Here is a 19,507-nt window from a genome sequence, read left to right as displayed (position 1 = left end):
GTTTGGCACCTTCATTGGGGCTTCTGACTAAAATAGAATGTTATGGCAAAAGAAAAACCCGGGCAAAAAAATCCCAATGCAAAACCCAATGCAAAAACGGAACAGCTGGCCGCGCACACGGAAGAAAGCACCAACGAAATGCTGACCACCAACCAGGGCCTGCTGGTGAATGATGACCAGAATTCCCTGAAAACCGGCAACCGTGGGCCTTCGCTGCTGGAAGACTTTATTCTCCGTGAAAAGATCACCCACTTTGACCATGAGCGTATCCCGGAACGCATTGTGCATGCGCGCGGCTCAGGCGCTCACGGTGTGTTCAAAGTATATGATAACTCCATGGCCAAACATACCCGGGCCGCTTTCCTTACTGACCCCTCTATTGAAACGCCGGTATTTGTGCGTTTCTCCACAGTGGCAGGCTCCCGCGGCTCCACAGACCTGGCCCGCGATGTGAGAGGTTTTGCCGTAAAATTCTACACGCCGGAAGGCAACTTTGACCTGGTAGGCAATAACATGCCCGTGTTCTTTATACAGGACGCCGTGAAGTTCCCTGACCTCATTCACGCGGCCAAGCCTGAGCAAGACCATGAGATGCCGCAGGCCGCCACCGCGCATGATACCTTTTGGGACTTCATTTCCCTGATGCCCGAATCTGCGCACATGATCATGTGGGCTATGAGCGACCGGGCCATTCCCCGCAGCTTCCGCATGATGGAAGGTTTTGGCGTGCACACCTTCCGTTTCGTGAACGCCAAAGGCAAGGGCTGCTTTGTGAAGTTCCACTGGAAGCCATTGCTGGGCGTGCACTCCGTGGCATGGGACGAAGCGCAGAAAATATCCGGTAAAGATCCTGACTTTCACCGCCGCGATCTGTGGGAAGCCATCGAAACCGGCAACTTCCCGGAATATGAACTGGGCGTGCAACTGGTGGCGGAGGAAGATGAACATAAATTCGAGTTCGACCTGCTGGACCCCACCAAGATCATTCCTGAAGAGCTGGTGCCCGTGCAGCGCATCGGCAAGCTCACGCTCAACCGCAACCCGGATAATTTCTTTGCGGAAACGGAGCAGGTAGCCATGCACCCCGGCCATATTGTACCCGGCATAGATTTCACCAATGACCCGCTGCTGCAGGGGCGTCTCTTTTCTTACACAGATACCCAGCTCATCCGCCTGGGTGGGCCCAATTTTCATGAAATACCCATCAACCGCTCTACAGAAACCATCCATAATCATCAGCGGGACGGTTTTATGCGCCAGCAGATCAACAGGGGCAAGGCCAACTACAACCCCAACTCCCTGGGCGGCGGCTGTCCCTTCCAGGCCAAGATGGCGGATGGAGGTTTTGTGACCTATCCCGAAAAAGTGGAAGGAAAGAAAATACGGGAGAGAAGCCGCAGCTTCTTCGACCATTTCAGCCAGGCCACCCTGTTCTACAACAGCCAGTCAGAGCCGGAAAAACAGCACATCATAGACGCGTTCAGCTTTGAACTGGGCAAGGTAGGCACTATTACCATCCGTCACCGCATGGTAGGCATCCTTACCCAGATAGATAGCAACCTGGCCGCCAGCGTGGCCAAAAACCTGGGCATGCAGGTACCTACCGGGCCGGACCAACCGGTGAACCACAGCATTCCGGCAGACGGGGAGCCAAAAGATTTTCAACCGGTGAAAGTGAAATTGTCTGTACAGCGCTCCGAAGCGCTCAGCATGGCCAACACCGTGAAAAACACCATCAAAAGCCGGAAAATAGCCATATTGGCCGCAGACGGGGCCAACGGCGCCAGCATTGACGCCATGAAGAAAACCCTCACTGCCGGTGGCGCCATGGCGGAAATCATTGCGCCCAAACTGGGCAACCTGCAACCAGACAAAGGCGCCCACCTGGCTATAGATAAAAGTTTCCTCACCGCCGCCTCCGTCTTGTACGATGCCGTGTATGTGCCCGGTGGCGAAAACAGCGTGGCGGCGCTCAGCATCAATGCAGATGCCATTCACTTTCTTAACGAAGCCTACCGGCATTGCAAAGCTATTGCCGCGGATGCTGATGCCATGGAGGTACTGAAAGCCACCTACTTCGGCAATGCGCCTGGCCCCGGTGTTATTACCGGCGCTGATGCCACTGCGCTGGCCAACGAGTTTGTGAACGCGGTGGCACAACACCGTTTCTGGGAAAGAGAGCAGGAGAGAAGAGTACCGGCGTAACATTGTTTCATCACTATCCTATAAAAAAGCGGGTGTGCCTGTAATAGGCGCACCCGTGGTGTTTATGCGGAACAAGATGGCAGCAGGCAGGTTGTGCTTTCTGCCAACAGGTTGGCATATTGAAAGTACCTGGCCGGCCGCTTATGGCCCGGCCATCAGGGGAAATGGCAACAAAAATGTGAGTGAGGTAGCAGTGTTGGGATATGCAGCTGGACAAACGGGCAAAAAAAACAGGCATATAGCCTGTTTTTCAATATTTTATCTCTTTACACCGCGGGCTCCTGCTGGCTCAGGCAGTGGAAACTCCCCAGCCCCCAGATAATATCTGTGGAGTCTATCCCTACCACTTCCCGGTCTTTAAAGCAACCGGCAATGATGCCCAGGGCCTCATCGTCTTTGGGGCATTGGAAGGTTGGCACTATCACGTATTTGTTGCAGATGTAGAAGTTGGCGTAAGAGGCCGGCAGACGCTGGTCTTCAAACACCACCGCGTCAGGCATGGGCAGCGTTACAATGTTCAGCTGCTTGCCGTTGAGCAGGCGCATTTGTTGCAGCTGGCGGAGGTTTTGCTGCAGCAGCTCGTAGTTCTCGTCTTGTTTGTCTGTTTCTATTACAGTAAGCACGGTGTCTTCATTCACAAAGCGGATGGTGTCATCAATATGCCCGTCCGTATCATCACCCACGATGCCGTCTTCCACCCACAATACCTGGTTGGCGCCGTAATAGTGGTGCAGATAGTTTTCTACCTGCTCCCGGTTCAGGTGGGGATTGCGGTTCTCGTTCAGCAGGCAGCAGGTAGAAGTCAGAATGGTGCCTTTACCGTTGAACTCCACGGAGCCGCCTTCCATGATAATGCCGGGGTTGAACAGCGGCAGGTTGAAGTGTTGGGCTATGCGGGTAGGAATAATATCGTCCAGGTCAAAGGGCGGGTATTTGCCACCCCATGCGTTGTAGTTCCAGTCTACCACCGCCTTTTTTTCCGCGGCGGAGGGGTTGATGAGAAAGGCCGGGCCATGGTCACGGCACCAGGCGTCATTGGTGGGGTGTTCGAAAAACTCCACCCTGTTCATGTTCACGCCCGCTTTCAGCAGGTGTTCTGTTGCAAAGGCCTGCATGGCGCTATCAACCACGTTGATGCGCACCAGCTCGCTCTCTGCCAGGTACTTCACAAACCGGCTGTAATGCGGGAAAATGGTATGGATCTTCCCCGGCCAGCTCGCTTCTTTATGCGGCCAGCTCAGCCATGTGGCGGTATGGGGATGGAACTCTGCAGGAAAAAAGTAGCCCAGTTGCTGGGGAGTAGGATGCGTCATGCTTCTTCGTCAATGTATCTTTTAGTGATCGGTTGATAGGAATCTATGCGCCTGTCACGCAGGAAAGGCCAGTGCGTACGGTAGCGGTCGGTTTTGGAGAGGTCAAGCTCCTGCACTACAATTTCTTCTTCCTCATGACTGCTCTGGTACAGGATGGTGCCGAAGGGGTTGGCTATGAAGGAGCCGCCCCAGAATTTCATCAGCCCGTTCTGCTCCAGCCCTACGCGGTTCACGCTTACCACGTGTACGCCGTTGGCCACGGCATGGCTGCGCTGAATGGTTTGCCAGGCGTTGTACTGTTCGGTATTGGTGGCTTCGTCCTGGCTGGTGGCCCAGCCAATAGCGGTGGGGTAGAAGAGTATTTCCGCACCCATGAGCGCCGTAATGCGGGCGGCTTCGGGGTACCATTGGTCCCAGCAGATGAGCACGCCTATGGTGGCGAACTTTGTTTTGAACACTTTGTAGCCAAGGTCTCCGGGCGTGAAGTAGAACTTCTCGTAATACGCCGGGTCATCAGGGATGTGCATTTTGCGGTACTTGCCCAGGTAGCTGCCGTCTGCGTCCAGCACGGCGGTAGTGTTATGATACAGTCCTTCCGCCCGCTTCTCGAACAGGGAGGCAATGATCACCACGCCCAGCTCCGCGGCCACCTTGCCAAGGGCCTCCGTGGAAGGGCCGGGAATGGGCTCCGCCAGCTTGAAATTGTCATAATCTTCCACGTCGCAGAAATAGAGGGAGGTGAACAGCTCCTGCAGGCATACCACCTGCGCGCCCTTTGCTGCGGCTTCTTTTACTTTGCTGATGGCTTTGGAAAGGTTCTGCTCCTTGTTGGCAGAACAGCTCATCTGAACGAATCCTACTTTTACTTTTGCCATTGAAATGCCCGTTATTGAACGGGTACAAAGGTATGAAAAACCCGTGTTTTCATCCCATATTCCGTCTATTCCGTCCCATTTCGGCGTACGGCATACGCAGGGTTTATTATTATTGCAGGAAAGAAACGAACATGCATACTATCAGGAAAGCGGAGTTATGGCTGGCATCGGGGTTATACCTGATGATGCTCTTCGCTATTTTATATCCCACCCTCTTTCATGAATCCGAGCCCTTTGCATATGGCTATCATGTGGAACGGTTGTTTGAAGACAACCATATGGCGTTTGACAACTTCACGCACTTCATTATGCCCAAAGTGCTCATTGCCACCCTGGTATACCTGAGTTTTGTGAGCGTGAACCAGCAGATAGTTCCGGCGTTTATGGAGCAGCGGAAATATGTGGCCGGTATCCTGCAGCTGGCGGCCGTGGCGCTGGGCTTTTTCACCTTTGTAATGGTGGCCTACAGCTACCGCTACGGGTATATGCTGGGGTACAAAACGGTGGGCAATTTCCATGACTGGTGTGCCGGCAGGGCTTTTGTGACCACTATTGTGATGGCTGCGGCATACGCCCTCTACTACGGCGCCAAATACCTGTATTTCCGTTTCCTGCATGCGCAGTTCACGGAATGGCAGGTATGGAAAAAGGTCACGGTAGAGATCGTTCTCATGCTGGCGGCCTGGGTGGTATGGCTGGTGATGCTCACGCAAGACAACCGCTACGCGGCCTTCAGCGCTGTGTTCTGGACAGGGCTCAACTACCTGATGGTTTACATCATCCTGTACTATTTCATATTCCCTCCCTACCACCGGAAAGAGCAGCGATGGCCGCTCCTCTGGCGCAACCTGCTGCTGATCATGATCTTTTTCTGCGGGTTGTCTACCATTATCATAGCAACCACCACACGCATCAATGACATGAGCGTGGTGGTCACCGTTACCATATTCGGCGAGGTGCTGTTTGTGCTGCCGCTTGCCTTTATCCTGTCAAGGATCAGAATGAAACAAAAGAATGAGGTGTTGAACCTGGAGAAAGCGCTGGGTCGTTCTTCCGCCAATCTGGACTTTCTGCGCTCCCAGATCAACCCTCATTTTCTTTTCAATGCGCTCAACACCCTGTACGGAACGGCCCTGCAGGAAAACGCGCCCCGCACCAGCGAAGGGGTGCAGAAGCTGGGAGACATGATGCGCTTCATGCTGCACGAGAACCACCAGGAAAAAATAGAGCTGAGCAAGGAAGTAGGTTACCTGCAGAATTATATATCCCTGCAGCGCCTGCGCACACAGGCATCCCCTGACATTAAAATTGAAGTGAACATCCGGGAAGAGCATTGTGATCATTTTATTGCGCCCATGCTGCTGATCCCATTTGTGGAAAACGCCTTCAAGCACGGCATCAGTTTGCGCAGCCGTTCCTGGATAGTGGTATCTCTCTCCTGCAGCCAGCGCCATATTTATTTTGACGCGTACAACAGCGTGCATCCCAAGCTGGAGAATGATCCGGAGAAGGCCAGCCTTGGCATTGGCCTGAACAATGTACGGCGGCGCCTGGCGTTGCTCTACCCTGGCAAGCATGAGCTGAGCATCCGGGAAACGAACACCGAGTTTTTTGTGCACCTGACCATAGACACCCAATAAAGCGTACCTTGTAAATATGAAAATGACAGCCATTGCCATTGATGACGAGCCCGTTGCCCTTTCCGTGATAGAGGCGCATGCCGCCAAGGTGCCTTACCTTGAGCTGAAGGGCGTTTTCACCAATGCCTTTGAGGCCATGGAGCTGCTGCGCCGGGAGAAAATAGACCTCATTTTCCTTGACATTAAAATGCCTGATATTTCAGGCCTGGAATTCCTGGCCAGCCTGCATGAGCCGCCCATGACGGTTTTCACTACCGCCTATTCGGAGCATGCGGTGCAGAGCTTTGAGCTGGACGCTATTGACTACCTGCTGAAACCCTTTTCCCTCGCGCGTTTTCTGAAGGCCTGCAATAAGGCGCACAGCCTTTTGCTGTTGCGGCAGGAGCGGCCCCAGCAGGACTATATCTTCATCAAGAGCGGGTATGAACAATATAAAGTAGAACTGGCTGAGGTGCTCTACCTGGAAAGCGCAGGCAACTATGTGAACTTTGTGCTGAAAGACAAAAAAGTGATTTCCCGCCTCTCCATGCAGGAGGCGCTGGCATTGTTGCCCACAGCCCAGTTCACCCGTGTGCACCGTTCTTTTATTGTGGCCAACCACCAGGTAGACCGGATAGACCGTACCTGCGTGTACATCCGCCAGGCGGTGATACCTATTGGCGCGGCTTACGGGGAGGCGGTGGCGCGTATTGCCGGCGCAGCGCCCGATGCCGTGTAACAAAAAAAACGGGCGTCGCCAGAAAGCAAGCCCGTTTCCTGTAAAGTGTATTCGGTCAACACTTAAATCTGCGGTAAAGATATATTATATCTAACTATAATTTAAAAATTTCTTCTATTGCCGCCGCCTGCAGAATGCTGTATCTTTGAACTTAAATCTAAACCGACAATGACAAAATCCATCCTGTTGCTGGCAGCCGGTTTGTTTGCTGCCGCGGCCACATATGCACAGTCTTCCATTGAACCCGCCAAACCGGGCGTTACCTACGGCAAATCCGTTACCGCGGAGCAAGCGGTGGCCATTCCCGAACTGCAGCAGAAATTGCAGGCAGACACGGCCTTTACCGGTAAAATTGAAGGAAAGGTAGTGGAGGTGTGCAAAAAGAAAGGCTGCTTCATGAAGTTGGAAAGGCCCACGGGCGACGCCATTATGGTGAAGTTTACCGACTATGCATTTTTTATGCCCCAGGATATTGTTGGCAAAACAGTAGTAGTGGAAGGCGTAGCCAGGGTGAATGAAACTTCTGTAGAGCGCCTGCGCCATTTTGCTGAAGATGCCGGCAAAAGCAAGGAAGAGATCGCAAAGATCAACGCGCCCAAAAAAGATATCGTGATTGTGGCAGACGGGGTGCTGGTGGTAAGATGATGCTGATCATACCGTCATAAAAGACCTGATCTCCCAGATGAGTACAGCACTGTTTACCTTTTCCAGCGGATGTTTGGTATCTGGCAGCACCGTTAACGAGGCCTGCGGCAACTGCCGGTAGGCTGCCGTTGTTTCCTCTATGCTCACCATGGCGTCACGGTCTCCCACCATTATCCGTACCGGTACTGTTATGTTTTTCAGGGTATCTGCGGTGAGGAGAGGCTCGCTGCCCAGGTTTTCCATCATAATGGCCGTGGCCTCCAGCAGGGGCTCCCATTCCTGCTCCCCATGCAACTGCTGTTGCGCGGCGGCGTACGCTGGCGCTTTCTGGCGCAGCGCGGCGGCATTGAGCAGCCGGGCTTCTTTGGCGGCGGTTTCCGGCGTCCAGTTGAACTTGGTGGCCAGGGTCTGGATACGGCTGAAGGCTTCGGGGGCTTCCAGCGCGGCCTGCAGCGCTACATAGCCGCCCATGCTGTAACCGAATACAGCTACGGGCGCCAGCTTTTGTTCCCCGATAAAATCCAGCAACTGGCTGGTAAACATGGGGATGCTCAACGGCATTACCGGCAGCGGCGCGCCGCCATGGCCGTGAAAATTGAAACGGTAAATGGTATAATGCGCGGCCAGCGCAGGTACAATGGGGTCAAAATCCGTGTGTGCGCCCAGAGCGCCATGTAACAACAGTAAGGCCGGTTTCATCTGTTCCATGGGGTTTTTAAAAAGTTCGGCGTTTGTTTCAGCAAATTAGACTATATTTATAGGACGATATACACCTGCCATCCATTCCAATACCTTTAATTACGATATTCTGAAAATATATAAAGTATTTTCATTTGAACGCATTGTCCTCGAAAACCCTCATGCGCAGCAGGAAAAGTGAGTTAAAAGGATAATATCCGCAGCGTTGCCCACGCTGCGGTTTTTTTATGCCGGGATCTCCTGGCCGAACTGCAGCAGGTAGCCATTGTTATCGTATATACCGAACTCGCGCATGCCGTCATCAAAATCCTGCACGGGAAAACATATTTCCGCCTTGTCTTTCACCTTCTCCCACAACTCGTCAATACCTTTGCCTTCATCCAGGTGAATGTAAATGCCGCTGGTAAAAACAGGAGCGTTAAAAGGTTCTCCGCTGTTGTACGGAAAGCGGGCTTGCGGATGTACCAGCTCTACCGTTACCTTGTCTTTTTTAATGCGCGCTATCTTCCATTCTTCATCCAGCGTGTTGCAGGTGAAATCAAGCACAGACACATAAAAATCCACGGTGTCCTTTAATGACGGAGCCGTTAACTGGGGGATTGGTGATAACAGTTTCATAAACACAATAAAGTTTCGGGTTAAAAGTGTACAGTTGTAAATGACGCTGCGATAAATATACTAAAAATGTTCCTTTACCTGTTCCCTTATCCCGTATATTTGCCGGGGGCTAATACAAGTTTTTGAGCATGCAACAATCATCATTGTTAACTCTGTTAAAACAACATTTCGGCTACACGCATTTCAGGCATAACCAACAGGCTATTATTGAAAATGTGCTACAGGGGAAAGATACCCTGGTGCTGATGCCAACGGGCGGCGGCAAGTCTGTTTGCTACCAGTTGCCTGCGCTTGCGCTGCAGGGCGTTACCATTGTAGTGTCTCCACTCATTGCCCTCATGAAAGACCAGGTAGACGCGCTGAAACAGAACGGCATCCCCGCAGCCTACCTCAACTCCACGCTCTCCATGGCAGAACAGCAAACGGTAGTGCAGATGCTCCGCAGCGGACAGCTCAAATTACTATACCTGGCCCCGGAGCGCCTCATTGGCGAGGGCAACTTCCTGCAATTGCTGGAAGAGCTGCAGGTGTCTCTCTTTGCGATAGACGAAGCCCACTGCATCAGCCACTGGGGGCACGATTTCAGGCAGGAATATCTCTACCTTGGCCAGCTGAAAGACCGCTTTCCGCATGTGCCGGTAATTGCGCTCACAGCCACGGCAGACGGCGTTACACGGCAAGACATCCTGGAGAAGCTGAACCTGCGGCAATACACCGTATTCGAAAACTCTTTCAACCGCCCCAATATCTATTACGGCATCCGCCCCAAGCGGAACTATTTTGAACAGCTTACGGCTTACCTCCAGGAGCACCGGGAAGACAGCGGCATCATTTACTGCCTTTCCCGCGCGGCTACGGAGTCACTGGCGGCAGACCTGCAGGCGGAGGGTTTTTCCGCCGCTGCCTACCATGCCGGCCTGGAGCGTGATGTGAGGGAAGCGCGGCAGGAGCAGTTCCTGCGGGATGAGGTGCGCATCATGGTAGCCACCATTGCCTTTGGCATGGGCATCAACAAAAGCAATGTGCGGTTTGTAGTGCATGCAGACCTGCCCAAGAACATAGAAGGTTATTACCAGGAAACGGGCCGCGCTGGGCGAGACGGGCTGGCCAGTGAGGCCATTCTCTTTTTCAGCGCGGGTGACGTATACAAGCTCCGCAATTTTGCCACGGTAGAAGGCAATGAAGCGCAAACCGCCGTGATGCTCAAAAAGCTGGAGCAGATGGCGGGCCTCTGTGAAACCCGCCGGTGCCGCCGCCAATACCTGTTGCAATATTTCGGGGAAGACGCGCCTGACCATTGCGGCAACTGCGATATCTGCCAGGGGCAGATAGAACGGGAAGACGGCACCATTGCCGCGCAAAAAATGCTCAGCGCCGTATACCGCCTGCAGGAAAGGTTCGGGATGAACTACGTGGTAGACTTCCTGAGAGGCAGCACCACCGTCAGGGAGGCGCATCAGTCTATCAAAACTTTCGGCATAGGCAAAGACATTTCAAAGGAACAATGGAAAAAATACGGGCGGGAGCTGATGCAGCTGGGCTACCTGCAGCAATCCGGCGGGGAGTACCCCGTGCTGCAGCTGACCGGCACCAGCTGGAACGTACTGAAAGGAGAGGAGCGGGTGATGTTTGACGTGGCGGCGCCGGCCGCCGCGGGTAAAGCGGCGCCTGACAAAAAAGCGGCGGAAATGTCTAATCCCGCCCTGTTCCAGGAGCTGAAGCAGCTCCGCCGCCAGCTGGCAGAGCAGGAGAACGTACCGCCTTACATCATCTTTTCAGACGCCACCCTGGCGGAGCTGGTTACCTACCTGCCGCTCACCGGTACTGACCTGGCCAAAATTTCCGGCTTCGGTGATGTGAAGCTGGCCAAATATGGAGACGTGTTCCTTGACGCGGTGCAAACCTTCTGCATCCGCCACCGCCTCCAGTCTCAAATGCACCTGAAGGCCCCCGGCCGGCAGCGCAGCCGCAAAGCCCGGCCCGATGCGGGCGGCAGCCAGCGCCAGTCCCTGGAGCTGTTTATGGACGGGTATGCCATTGAAGAAATTGCGGCCCAGCGCAGCCTCTCCGTCAGCACCATAGAAAGCCACCTGGCCGGCTTTGTGCGTAAGGGCGAGCTGGACGTGCGGGAACTGGTGCCTGACGAACAGCGTGTGGCCGCCATCCTCAAAACCGTGGAAACCATGGGAGGCTACGCCATAGGCCCCATCAAGGAAAAACTGGGCAACGATATTACCTACGGGGAAATACGGGCCGTGCTCAATTACTACTTCTGGCTGCAGGAACAGAGTTGATATTATTGGGATTTTTGCTTACTTTGTTCTATGCTTCCACGTTTTTGGTGATAAGCGTATATTCGTCTCAGTTATTCAAATCATTACCCATTTCAAATTTTTAATCCAATGTCATCATCCACGAACCGTAGACATTTTTTACGCCAGCTTGGTATGTTCACCGCAGGTGCAACGCTGGGCCCGGCCTTCCTGGCAGCCTGCAATAATGCAGGCAACGCTGGCGGCGCAGATTCTGCCAAAACAGACACCACCGGCGGCGCAGGCACCGCCAAAGACCTGTTCTTCAAAATATCACTGGCGGAATGGTCTTTCCATAACGCCCTTTTCTCCGGGAAAATGACCAATCTTGATTTTGCCCAGAAAGCCAAACAAGACTACGGCATTACCGGGGTGGAATATGTGAACCAGTTCTTTAAAGACAAGGCGAAAGACAAAACCTACCTCGCAGACATGAAAAAGCGTGCGGATGACAATGGCGTGACCAGCGTGCTCATTATGTGTGACGGTGAAGGAGAGCTGGGAGACCTGGACAATAAAAAACGTACACAGGCCGTAGAGAACCACTATAAATGGGTGGAAGCCGCCCAGTTCCTGGGCTGCCACGCTATCCGCGTAAACGCCGCCGGCTCCGGGTCTGCCGCCGATGTACAGAAAGCCGCCATAGACGGGCTGGGCAGGCTGACAGACTTTGCAAAAGACTTCAATATCAGCGTAATAGTAGAGAACCACGGCAGCTATTCTTCCAACGGTATCTGGCTCAGCGACGTCATGAAAGGGGTGAACAAGCCCGGCTGCGGCACGTTGCCTGACTTTGGCAACTTCTGCATCAACCGCTCCAAACCGGAAAACGATACGCCGGAAGCATGGCACAACACCAAATGCCTGGAAGAGTATGACCGCTATAAGGGCGTAACGGAACTGATGCCTTTTGCCAAAGGCGTAAGCGCCAAAACGCACGATTTTGACGCGGACGGCAACTGTATTGAAACAGACTACCGCAAAATGCTCAAAATAGTAAAAGACGCGGGCTACACCGGTTTCATCGGCATTGAGTACGAAGGCGTGAAAGACGATGAGGCCACCGGCGTTCGCAAAACGCTGGAGCTGCTGAAAAAAGTAGGCGCGGAACTTGGCTGACCGAACAAACAGGCTGCCCGTTTTGTTTTTTCTGGACTATCATCAAATACATAGCTTATGCAGACAAATCCCGGTGGTATGACCACGCTTACAGGCGTGCTGGAAGTATTGAAAGAAAGAGGATATGACACGGAATTCCGCCTGCTGGAAGATGGGCGCGTGCAAAGCCTGGCTGACCATACGGCCTTATACAGCGCGGAAGATCTGAAAATTATCCGCACATACCGGTTTGAAGGCGAGTCTAACCCCTCAGATGCTGCGGTGCTGTACCTGCTGGAGCATACCAGCGGCAGCATCGGCTATATCATCAACGCCTATGGCGCGTATAGTGATTATGAGGGCGATGTGTTTGACGAGTTCATCAAAAAGCTACCCATGGAGGAACGGGAGTTCTGAACAAAATAATAAAAGCCGGCTGCAGATCGTCAGCCGGCTTTTTTTGAACTTAATGGTATCAGGATATGGAATTGTCAGAATTTGATCACCACTTTGTCACGCGTGATGCGGTAGGTAAAGCCGATGCTGTCTCCCAGCGTGGCCAGCATATCTTGCAGGGAATCATTACGGAACACCCCTGAAACAGCTTTTGATATACTGCTGCTGCGGCCTTTCAGCTCCACCTCCACCCCAAACCAGTCTTCCATCTTCTTTAACGCTGCAGGCAGCGGCGTATTGTCAAACACCAGTTTTCCTTCCAGGCAATCCTGCTGTTCGGCCAGAGTGAACGTTTCTTTCTCCATCAGGTCAATGTCTTTATTGGCCAGTATCATTTCTCCAGCGGAGAGGTTCTCCCGCTCGTTATCCGTGTCTGAATGGTAAGATTTACCCACGTTGGCTTTCCCGGCCAGCAGGTACATGGTAGCGCCTGACTGTTTTTCCAGGGAGCGGATGCGGAAGTTGCCGGAAGGGGAAGTTATGTTCAGTTTGTCTGTATGAAGCGTGAACTGTTGCGGAAGGGCCTGGCGTACATTAAAAAAAGCCTCCCCGTCCAGTATCACCTCGCGGCGGGCTTGCGGGAAGCCTGCGGGCACATAGAGCCGGGAGCGGGAGTTGAGCAATACCACGGTACTGTCTGCCAGGGTAACGGCCTTGCGTTTGCCGTAGGGGCACTGGTACATGGTATAACGCTGGCCGGGCTCCAGCAGCACGGAAGGCGTGGTGTGGCGGCCTGCCGCGTAATACAAAGCACCTGCGGTAATGAGCATGGCCAAAATAAGACCCAACGCAACCGGTTGCCAGTTGCGGCGTTTTTTCATATACAGTGGAAAACGTGGCCGTCTGAATTGCTTTTGTGCTGCGCTCATGTTTAGGCGTAAAGAGATTTGTTGTGCTGTCCGGGGATAAATATAATAAAAAAAAGTTCGCAAAATCACCCCATCGAAAATTACATATATGTCAGGGAATTATCATGAGATGAAGCTGTTTTTTGTTAGAATACCGGCATCCCCTTAATTTTGCCCGCCATGGAGCAACAACTATCGTTATCGTTCGAGAATACGGCCATTGCCTTTGAGCACATGTCTGACAAAGCGTTGAAGAGAGCCAATTTCCTGTTCAGCAACATTGGCAGGCCCTGGCTGGTGAAGCTGGGAGCCATAGTTACTCCGCTGGCCTTCAAACTGCACCTGCCGGTGAAAGGCCTTATCAAAAACACCATCTTCAACCAGTTCTGCGGCGGTGAGTCACTCGAAGAGGCGGTACATGCGGCGGAAGCGCTGGGCAAATTCGGCGTAGGCGTAGTGCTTGACTATGGCGTGGAAGCTGTTGAAGGAGAAGATAATTACGATAACGCAGTTCCTGAATTTTTAAGGGCCATCCAGTCTGCCGCCGGCAAACCCCACATCCCTTTTATTGCCATTAAAGTAACCGGTTTTGCCCGTTTCGGGTTGCTGGAAAAGATACACAGCGGCGCCGCGCTCAGCACGGAAGAGCAGGAAGAATTTGAACGTGTGCGCAAACGCATCCATACCATCTGCGCCGCCGCCGCCAAGGCAGACACGGCCGTGCTGGTAGACGCGGAGGAAAGCTGGGTGCAGCAGCCGGTAGATGACCTGGCAGACGAGATGATGGCTCTCTTCAACAAACAGGAGGTGATCGTTTACAACACGTTCCAGCTATACCGGCATGACCGGCTGGATTTCCTTCAAAAATCATTTGATAAGGCGCAGGCCGCGGGCTACCTGCTCGGCGCCAAACTGGTGCGCGGCGCGTACATGGAAAAAGAAAGGAAACGCGCTGAAGAAGAAAATTACACCTCGCCTATACAACCCAATAAAGACGCGGCAGATGAAGACTATGACGCCGCAGTTCGTTTTTGCCTTGACCGGCTGGACCACCTGGCCCTGTTCATTGGCACCCATAACGAAGATAGTTGCATGCTGGCCGCTGAGCTGCTGCATGCCAAAGGTATTCCCCACAATCACCACAGGGTAAGCTTCTCCCAATTATACGGCATGAGTGACAACATTACGTTCAACCTGGCCCATGCGGGTTACCGCGTGTCAAAGTACCTGCCTTACGGGCCGGTGAAAGACGTAATGCCCTACCTGATACGCCGTGCGCAGGAAAATACTTCCATTGCTGGCCAGATGGGCCGGGAGCTGAGCCTGATCAGGGAAGAGCTGAAGCGGAGAGGGCTGTAAAACGAAACGGGGCTGACCAGGAAAATACTGGTCAGCCCCGTTTTTTGAACATGCCTAATTTGATTCCGTCAACGGAATAGGGAAATTCTCCCATACCTTGTCATTCGGCCTTGTATTGGGTAACTCAGCCAGGCGCCCATACCGCCGCATGTCTACCCAGCGGTGCCCCTCCGCAAACAGCGAGTACCTTCTTTGCCGCAGCATTTCCGTGATCAGCGCAGCCTGGCTGATAGCGCCAACGTATACCGGCAGGTTATGCCCGGTGCGGATACGGTTGATGGCCACCACGGCATCAGGAAACTGGTTCAGGTTTATTTTGGCCTCCGCGTAGATCAGTATCAGCTCCTCATTGCGGATAATGGCAATGGGGGAGGTGTTGGTGGTATAGATCCATACATCGCGGTTGGAGGTGAGGCCGTTTAGGGTTACCGCGTCAGTGCGCAGCGCGGCTTTGCCAATGCGGTCATCCCCGGCTGTAATGTCTGTAGCGTAAGAGGGGTGCGCAAGCCGGCTTTCACCGGTATTATTCCGGGGAAGGAACAGGTTGTTGAGCTGATCTCCCGAAGCGTTGCTGAATACGTGGTATATGCCGGTGCTGAACGGGCCGTTCAGGTCAAAGAACGATTCGTTCAGTGCAGTGAGCGCTGCTGCCCATTGCTGCCGGTACACGGCCACACGCGCGGCCAATGCACGGTTGAACCGCAGCAGGCCGGCAGGGGTTTTAAAATTGGCAAAACCGTCAGACAGCGGGAAGTCAATAGCGCTGCCCGTAAGGTCTGCCTTGCCTTCATCCAGCAGGGCGGCAATGTCTGCCAAAGCCTCCGCCGCCGGTTTGATGGGCCCCAGCTGGCTGAGGTTTTTTACATCTGTGCGGATGCCGTTGGAGTGGGTCAGGGTCAGGTTCATCAGCAACTGGTGCGCCATTATCGTTTTGACAAAACCACTGTACCCCTTCTTTTGCTCTTCGGTAAGGAAGGATGCATTGGCTGCTGCGTCCAGTATAGTGTTACCCTGCCGTACGGCGCGGTAACGGGAGGTCCAGGGGTTGGTGATATAGAACGTATTGTTATTCAGTTCGCCCTGTCCCATTAGCTCCGTTACATACCTGGGTTCGGAGCTGGAGAAGCGGTAAATTTCCCGGCCCAGTATGCTCACTGCATCAAAATATGTGTTCAAAGTAAAGCGCATGCTGGATTCCAGGCCGGTTACAAGGTTGTCTATTTCCTCTTTGGAATCCGTGCTGCCCGCCACAGGCGTGTTCAGGTTGGGTATTTCTCCCTTCTGGCAGGCCGCCAGCAAAGCGCCGGTGAGAAAAATGGTCTGCAGGAATTTATATTGTTTCATAATGTCTTTTTTAAAGCGGGTGATCAGAATGTAATGCCCAGGTGGAACATGGCGCGTTTGGAGGCCGGGTAAGGCGTTACTTCCACGCCCGTGGATATGCCGGTGCTGCCGCGAGACGTGGAGGTGGAGATGGTATTGCTCCCGAAGTTGGAGGACTCCGGATCGTAACTCCTGTACTTCGTGAAAGTGAACCAGTTGTTGGCAGATACGCCCACGTTAACGGCAGAAATGATCCTGTTTTGCGGGATGGGGATGTTGTAATACAGCCCTATTTCCCGGATGCGGAAGTATGAAGCGTCCTGCACAAAGTACCTGGCCTCACCGGCGCCGAAGGCGTTCATACGGTCCAGGCCGTCCTTTACGCCGTTGCCGTCATCATCATCGTCATAATCATGAGAGGTGGCGGCAGCGTCAGAGAGAAATTCTGTGAGGTTGATATTGTCTCCTCCTTTTTTCCAGTGCATCATTACCCGCAGGCTGAGGTTGGTAAACAACGTCAGGTCGTTGAAAAAACTCATCTGGAAGTCCGGCTCCGAATTCCCTAATACGCCAATGCCCTTACCGGTGCCTATGGTGCCTATGATCTGTGTGGCGGATTTGCCTTCTTCGATGAGGAAGTTGCCTAACGAATTGCCGAATGCGCCCAGCGGAAAGGCAGGTATGTCTAGCCTGGTTATTTCGGAAGTATTTTTCCAGAAGTTAACGGTAGACTGCCATCTTACCTTCCGGGTGTTTACCGGCGTGGCGTTCAGGCTCAGCTCAACGCCTTTATTCTGCAGATCGCCACCGTTCACCCACTGCTGTGCAAACCCGCTGGAAGGCGGTACGGAGCGGCGCAGCAGCAGGTCTTTGATCTTTTTCTGGTAATAGGTGGCCTCCAGGCTGAGGCGGCCGTTAAAGAAGCTGATGTCAAGCCCGGCCTCCAGCTCCGTTTGCCGTTCCTGCTCAATAGCTTCGTTACCTAGCTGTATATCTACCAGGGAGCCGGGCTGACCGCCAATATTGCTGGCCGTGAGCGCCAGGAATTTTGCGCCATACGGGGGTACGTTGCCTGCTTCTCCATAGGCGGCGCGCAGCTTGAAGCTGTTAATGGCGGGAATGTTCCAGAAGTCCATCTTCGCAAGGTTCCAGGATAGGGAGGCTTTTGGCAGCACAAAGTACTTTTTGTAATTGCCGTTGTTGGTGGAGCGGTCAAACCGCACACCGGCAGAGGCAGTAATGGCATCCATGATCAGCACGTCTTCCTGGATGAAAATACCATTGTCGCGGTACTTCTGCCTGAACTGTGACAGTTGTGAATTGGAAGCCTGGTCTACATTGGTTTGTTGCGGCAGCAGGTTGGTGGCGGTAGCTATCAGGTTGTCCATATAGCTGGTTTCAAGCGTGGCGCCTACGGAAGTAGTGAGGCTGAGGTTGGGGTTTGCTTCCATGTAGTTAACGAGTATGCCCATCAGGTTGGTGTTCAGGTTGTTGGTGTTGCCCTGGATGGATACGCCGTTAAGGCCGCCTTTCATGAACTGCAGCGTTCTGGGAAAAATGGCCTCCGTTTTCAGGTTGAAGAAGTCGATACCGCCGCGTACAATCAGTTTGGTATTGGTCTGATCGTTCTCGTGCAATACGGCCTTCATCTCACCGCCCGTGATGACGCGGTTCACTGTTTCGTTGTTCCGCAGTTTGTCCCTGGTTTCAATGAAGTTGGTGCCGGCGGGATTGGCGGGATAGTTACCCAGGGCGTCAGGGTGCAATTCAACATACTCCGGCGTGTTGGAAAGGGCTACACCGTAGGTAACGGAATTGTTGTCGTTGTTGGTGAGGCCACGGTCTGAGGAAGTGTTCATATAAGTAGCCCGCATACCTACGCTGATGCGGTCGTTCAGCTTATGGTCCACATTCAGGCGAACGGAGTTGTTGAGATAGCCGGTGTTTTTGATAATACCTTCCTCACTGCGGCGGTTAGCGGAAAAATATACGCCGGTGCGTTCATTACCGCCGCTTACGCTTACGCCGGTGTTGGAAATGAGGCCGGTTTCACCGTATAGTTCTTTTTCATAGTCGTACAGCTTGCCGGCGTCACGCGCGGCAATAAACAGGTCCCGGTCGGTAGCGCCGCCTTTTTCAAATGCGGTTTCTTCCGTGAAACGGCGCATGCCCAGCAGCTTCCGCACTTTGGTAAAACCGATGTCTTGCATGAGCCGCACGGTAGTTTTGCCCAGTGAAGATCCTTTTTTGGTGGTGATGATGATCACGCCGGCAGCGGCCTTGGAGCCGTAGATGGCTGCGGCGGAAGCGCCTTTAAGAATTTCTATGTTCTCAATATCGTCTGGATTGATATCTGCTACGCGGCTGGAGGGATTGTCCTGGTTCTGCGGGTTGCCTGCCGATGCTGCGGCTGTTACAATATTCAGACCCGCCGGTACGCTGATGTTGCTGATGAACACGCCGTCTACTACGTACAGCGGCTGTGAGTTGCCGAAAATAGAGGTGATGCCGCGCATCTTCACGGAAATACCGCCACCGGGGGCGCCGGAGTTGGCGGTGATGAGCGCACCGGGTATTTTGCCGCTGAGGGCGGCGTCAAAGGTTTGAGCAGGGGCCACGCCGTACAGCTCTTTGGCGGATATGGTGGCTACGGCATTGGCCAGGTTACTCCGCTTTACGGAGGTGGCCAGGCCGGTGATCACCACTTCGTCAAGATTGGCGTAGTCTTCCTGCAGTTGCACGTCCATAGCAGTGCCGCTTACTATAGCCTGGTGAGACTTGTAGCCGGTAAACGAAAAGATGAGAGTGTTGCCGGCGGCCGCGTCAAGGGAATACCGGCCGTTCACGTCAGTAATGGTGCCGCGGTTGCTTTGTTGTATGCGCACGGTAACACCGGGTATGCCGTTGCCCGCGGCGTCAGTAACCCGGCCGGTTACCTTTTGCTGGGCGGCAGCCGTGAGTGCGCTGCATATCAATAATAGCAGCAGCGTCCAGTTTTTGATCAGATACATGTTCTGGCGATTTAGAGGTGATAAAATGAAGGTTGAATGGTGAAACGCAGCACAGCCGTACGGGCTGCTGCATAGATCAGATCTGCATAAGAAAAGATTTAGAGGTTGATAAAATTTTACGTTTACGCAGTGTCATCCGCCAGGGTGCGTTGAATAGAGCCGGGGTTTGTATGAGGTCCGATTTGCTGTAACAGTTTTTCCGCTTAAGATATGTAGTGCCTCATGGAATGACGTTGCCGTTGATTTTGGATTGATGCCGTTTTAGATTTTGGTTGATGTTAATCAGTTTTGGGTTTTTCAAACTCACTGTTCTGGAATACCGCAGATTAAGCAAATTTGATGGAAATCAGATTTGTTTATTATCGTGCTTTTCGTTATATTATTAAT

At 53.1% G+C, this 19,507-nt stretch carries 15 protein-coding genes; 8 read left to right on the top strand and 7 right to left on the bottom strand.

The window, feature by feature from the left end; all coding sequences use genetic code 11:
• The first annotated feature begins 42 nt into the window (after positions 1-42).
• On the top strand, positions 43-2,205 hold the full coding sequence (locus ABDW36_RS13900; RefSeq protein WP_343702515.1) for a catalase: 2,163 nt from the start codon (positions 43-45) through the stop codon (positions 2,203-2,205).
• Between the two features lie 266 nt (positions 2,206-2,471).
• On the opposite strand, the gene ABDW36_RS13895 is transcribed toward ABDW36_RS13900, so the two are convergent.
• Complete coding sequence (locus tag ABDW36_RS13895) at positions 2,472-3,518, bottom strand: agmatine deiminase family protein (protein WP_343702514.1); 1,047 nt, start codon at positions 3,516-3,518, stop codon at positions 2,472-2,474.
• Entirely contained in the window at positions 3,515-4,393 is an 879-nt protein-coding gene (locus ABDW36_RS13890) for a carbon-nitrogen hydrolase (RefSeq protein ID WP_343702513.1), read from the bottom strand. Before ABDW36_RS13890 ends, ABDW36_RS13895 begins: the two co-directional genes overlap by 4 nt.
• Before the next feature lie 131 nt (positions 4,394-4,524).
• Between ABDW36_RS13890 and ABDW36_RS13885 the strand changes: the two genes are divergently transcribed.
• The 3 genes from ABDW36_RS13885 to ABDW36_RS13875 all read left to right on the top strand — a co-directional run bounded on the left by ABDW36_RS13885 (position 4,525) and on the right by ABDW36_RS13875 (position 7,396).
• The gene (locus tag ABDW36_RS13885) at positions 4,525-6,033 is read left to right on the top strand and encodes a histidine kinase (RefSeq protein WP_343702512.1); all 1,509 of its coding nucleotides are present in this window, start codon (positions 4,525-4,527) and stop codon (positions 6,031-6,033) included.
• 16 nt (positions 6,034-6,049) lie between these two features.
• Positions 6,050-6,751, top strand: a complete 702-nt coding sequence (locus tag ABDW36_RS13880; protein ID WP_343702511.1) for a LytTR family DNA-binding domain-containing protein — start codon at positions 6,050-6,052, stop codon at positions 6,749-6,751.
• Between the two features lie 168 nt (positions 6,752-6,919).
• Complete coding sequence (locus ABDW36_RS13875; RefSeq protein ID WP_343702510.1) at positions 6,920-7,396, top strand: DUF4920 domain-containing protein; 477 nt, start codon at positions 6,920-6,922, stop codon at positions 7,394-7,396.
• Positions 7,397-7,402: 6 nt separating this feature from the next.
• Here the strand turns inward: ABDW36_RS13875 and ABDW36_RS13870 are convergent, their stop codons facing one another.
• The gene (locus tag ABDW36_RS13870) at positions 7,403-8,095 is read right to left on the bottom strand and encodes an alpha/beta hydrolase (RefSeq protein ID WP_343702509.1); all 693 of its coding nucleotides are present in this window, start codon (positions 8,093-8,095) and stop codon (positions 7,403-7,405) included.
• 225 nt (positions 8,096-8,320) lie between these two features.
• A complete protein-coding gene (locus ABDW36_RS13865; protein ID WP_343702508.1) occupies positions 8,321-8,713 on the bottom strand; it encodes a VOC family protein in 393 nt (130 codons plus the stop codon).
• 128 nt (positions 8,714-8,841) lie between these two features.
• Between ABDW36_RS13865 and recQ the strand changes: the two genes are divergently transcribed.
• The 3 genes from recQ to ABDW36_RS13850 all read left to right on the top strand — a co-directional run bounded on the left by recQ (position 8,842) and on the right by ABDW36_RS13850 (position 12,540).
• Positions 8,842-11,007 (top strand): DNA helicase RecQ, encoded by a 2,166-nt coding sequence (gene recQ, locus ABDW36_RS13860; RefSeq protein WP_343702507.1) that lies wholly within the window; start codon positions 8,842-8,844, stop codon positions 11,005-11,007.
• A gap of 153 nt (positions 11,008-11,160) precedes the next feature.
• A complete protein-coding gene (locus ABDW36_RS13855; RefSeq protein ID WP_343702506.1) occupies positions 11,161-12,144 on the top strand; it encodes a sugar phosphate isomerase/epimerase family protein in 984 nt (327 codons plus the stop codon).
• Positions 12,145-12,201: 57 nt separating this feature from the next.
• A complete protein-coding gene (locus tag ABDW36_RS13850) occupies positions 12,202-12,540 on the top strand; it encodes a hypothetical protein (protein WP_343702505.1) in 339 nt (112 codons plus the stop codon).
• Between the two features lie 74 nt (positions 12,541-12,614).
• On the opposite strand, the gene ABDW36_RS13845 is transcribed toward ABDW36_RS13850, so the two are convergent.
• Positions 12,615-13,400: a FecR domain-containing protein gene (locus ABDW36_RS13845; protein WP_343702504.1), complete on the bottom strand. Its 786-nt coding sequence runs from the start codon at positions 13,398-13,400 to the stop codon at positions 12,615-12,617.
• A gap of 207 nt (positions 13,401-13,607) precedes the next feature.
• Between ABDW36_RS13845 and ABDW36_RS13840 the strand changes: the two genes are divergently transcribed.
• Positions 13,608-14,786 carry a proline dehydrogenase family protein gene (locus tag ABDW36_RS13840; protein ID WP_343702503.1) on the top strand — a complete coding sequence of 393 codons (1,179 nt, stop codon included), beginning with the start codon at positions 13,608-13,610 and terminating at the stop codon, positions 14,784-14,786.
• 54 nt (positions 14,787-14,840) lie between these two features.
• Here ABDW36_RS13840 and ABDW36_RS13835 read toward each other — a convergent pair whose 3' ends face one another.
• Positions 14,841-16,130 carry a RagB/SusD family nutrient uptake outer membrane protein gene (locus tag ABDW36_RS13835; RefSeq protein WP_343702502.1) on the bottom strand — a complete coding sequence of 430 codons (1,290 nt, stop codon included), beginning with the start codon at positions 16,128-16,130 and terminating at the stop codon, positions 14,841-14,843.
• 23 nt (positions 16,131-16,153) lie between these two features.
• Complete coding sequence (locus ABDW36_RS13830; protein ID WP_343702501.1) at positions 16,154-19,120, bottom strand: SusC/RagA family TonB-linked outer membrane protein; 2,967 nt, start codon at positions 19,118-19,120, stop codon at positions 16,154-16,156.
• Positions 19,121-19,507: the final 387 nt, after the last annotated feature.

Source organism: Chitinophaga sp. (assembly GCF_039596455.1).
In the GTDB taxonomy this organism is placed as follows: domain Bacteria; phylum Bacteroidota; class Bacteroidia; order Chitinophagales; family Chitinophagaceae; genus Chitinophaga.
The sequence above is the reverse complement of the archived record's forward strand: the minus strand, read 5'-3'. Positions and strand labels throughout refer to the sequence as shown.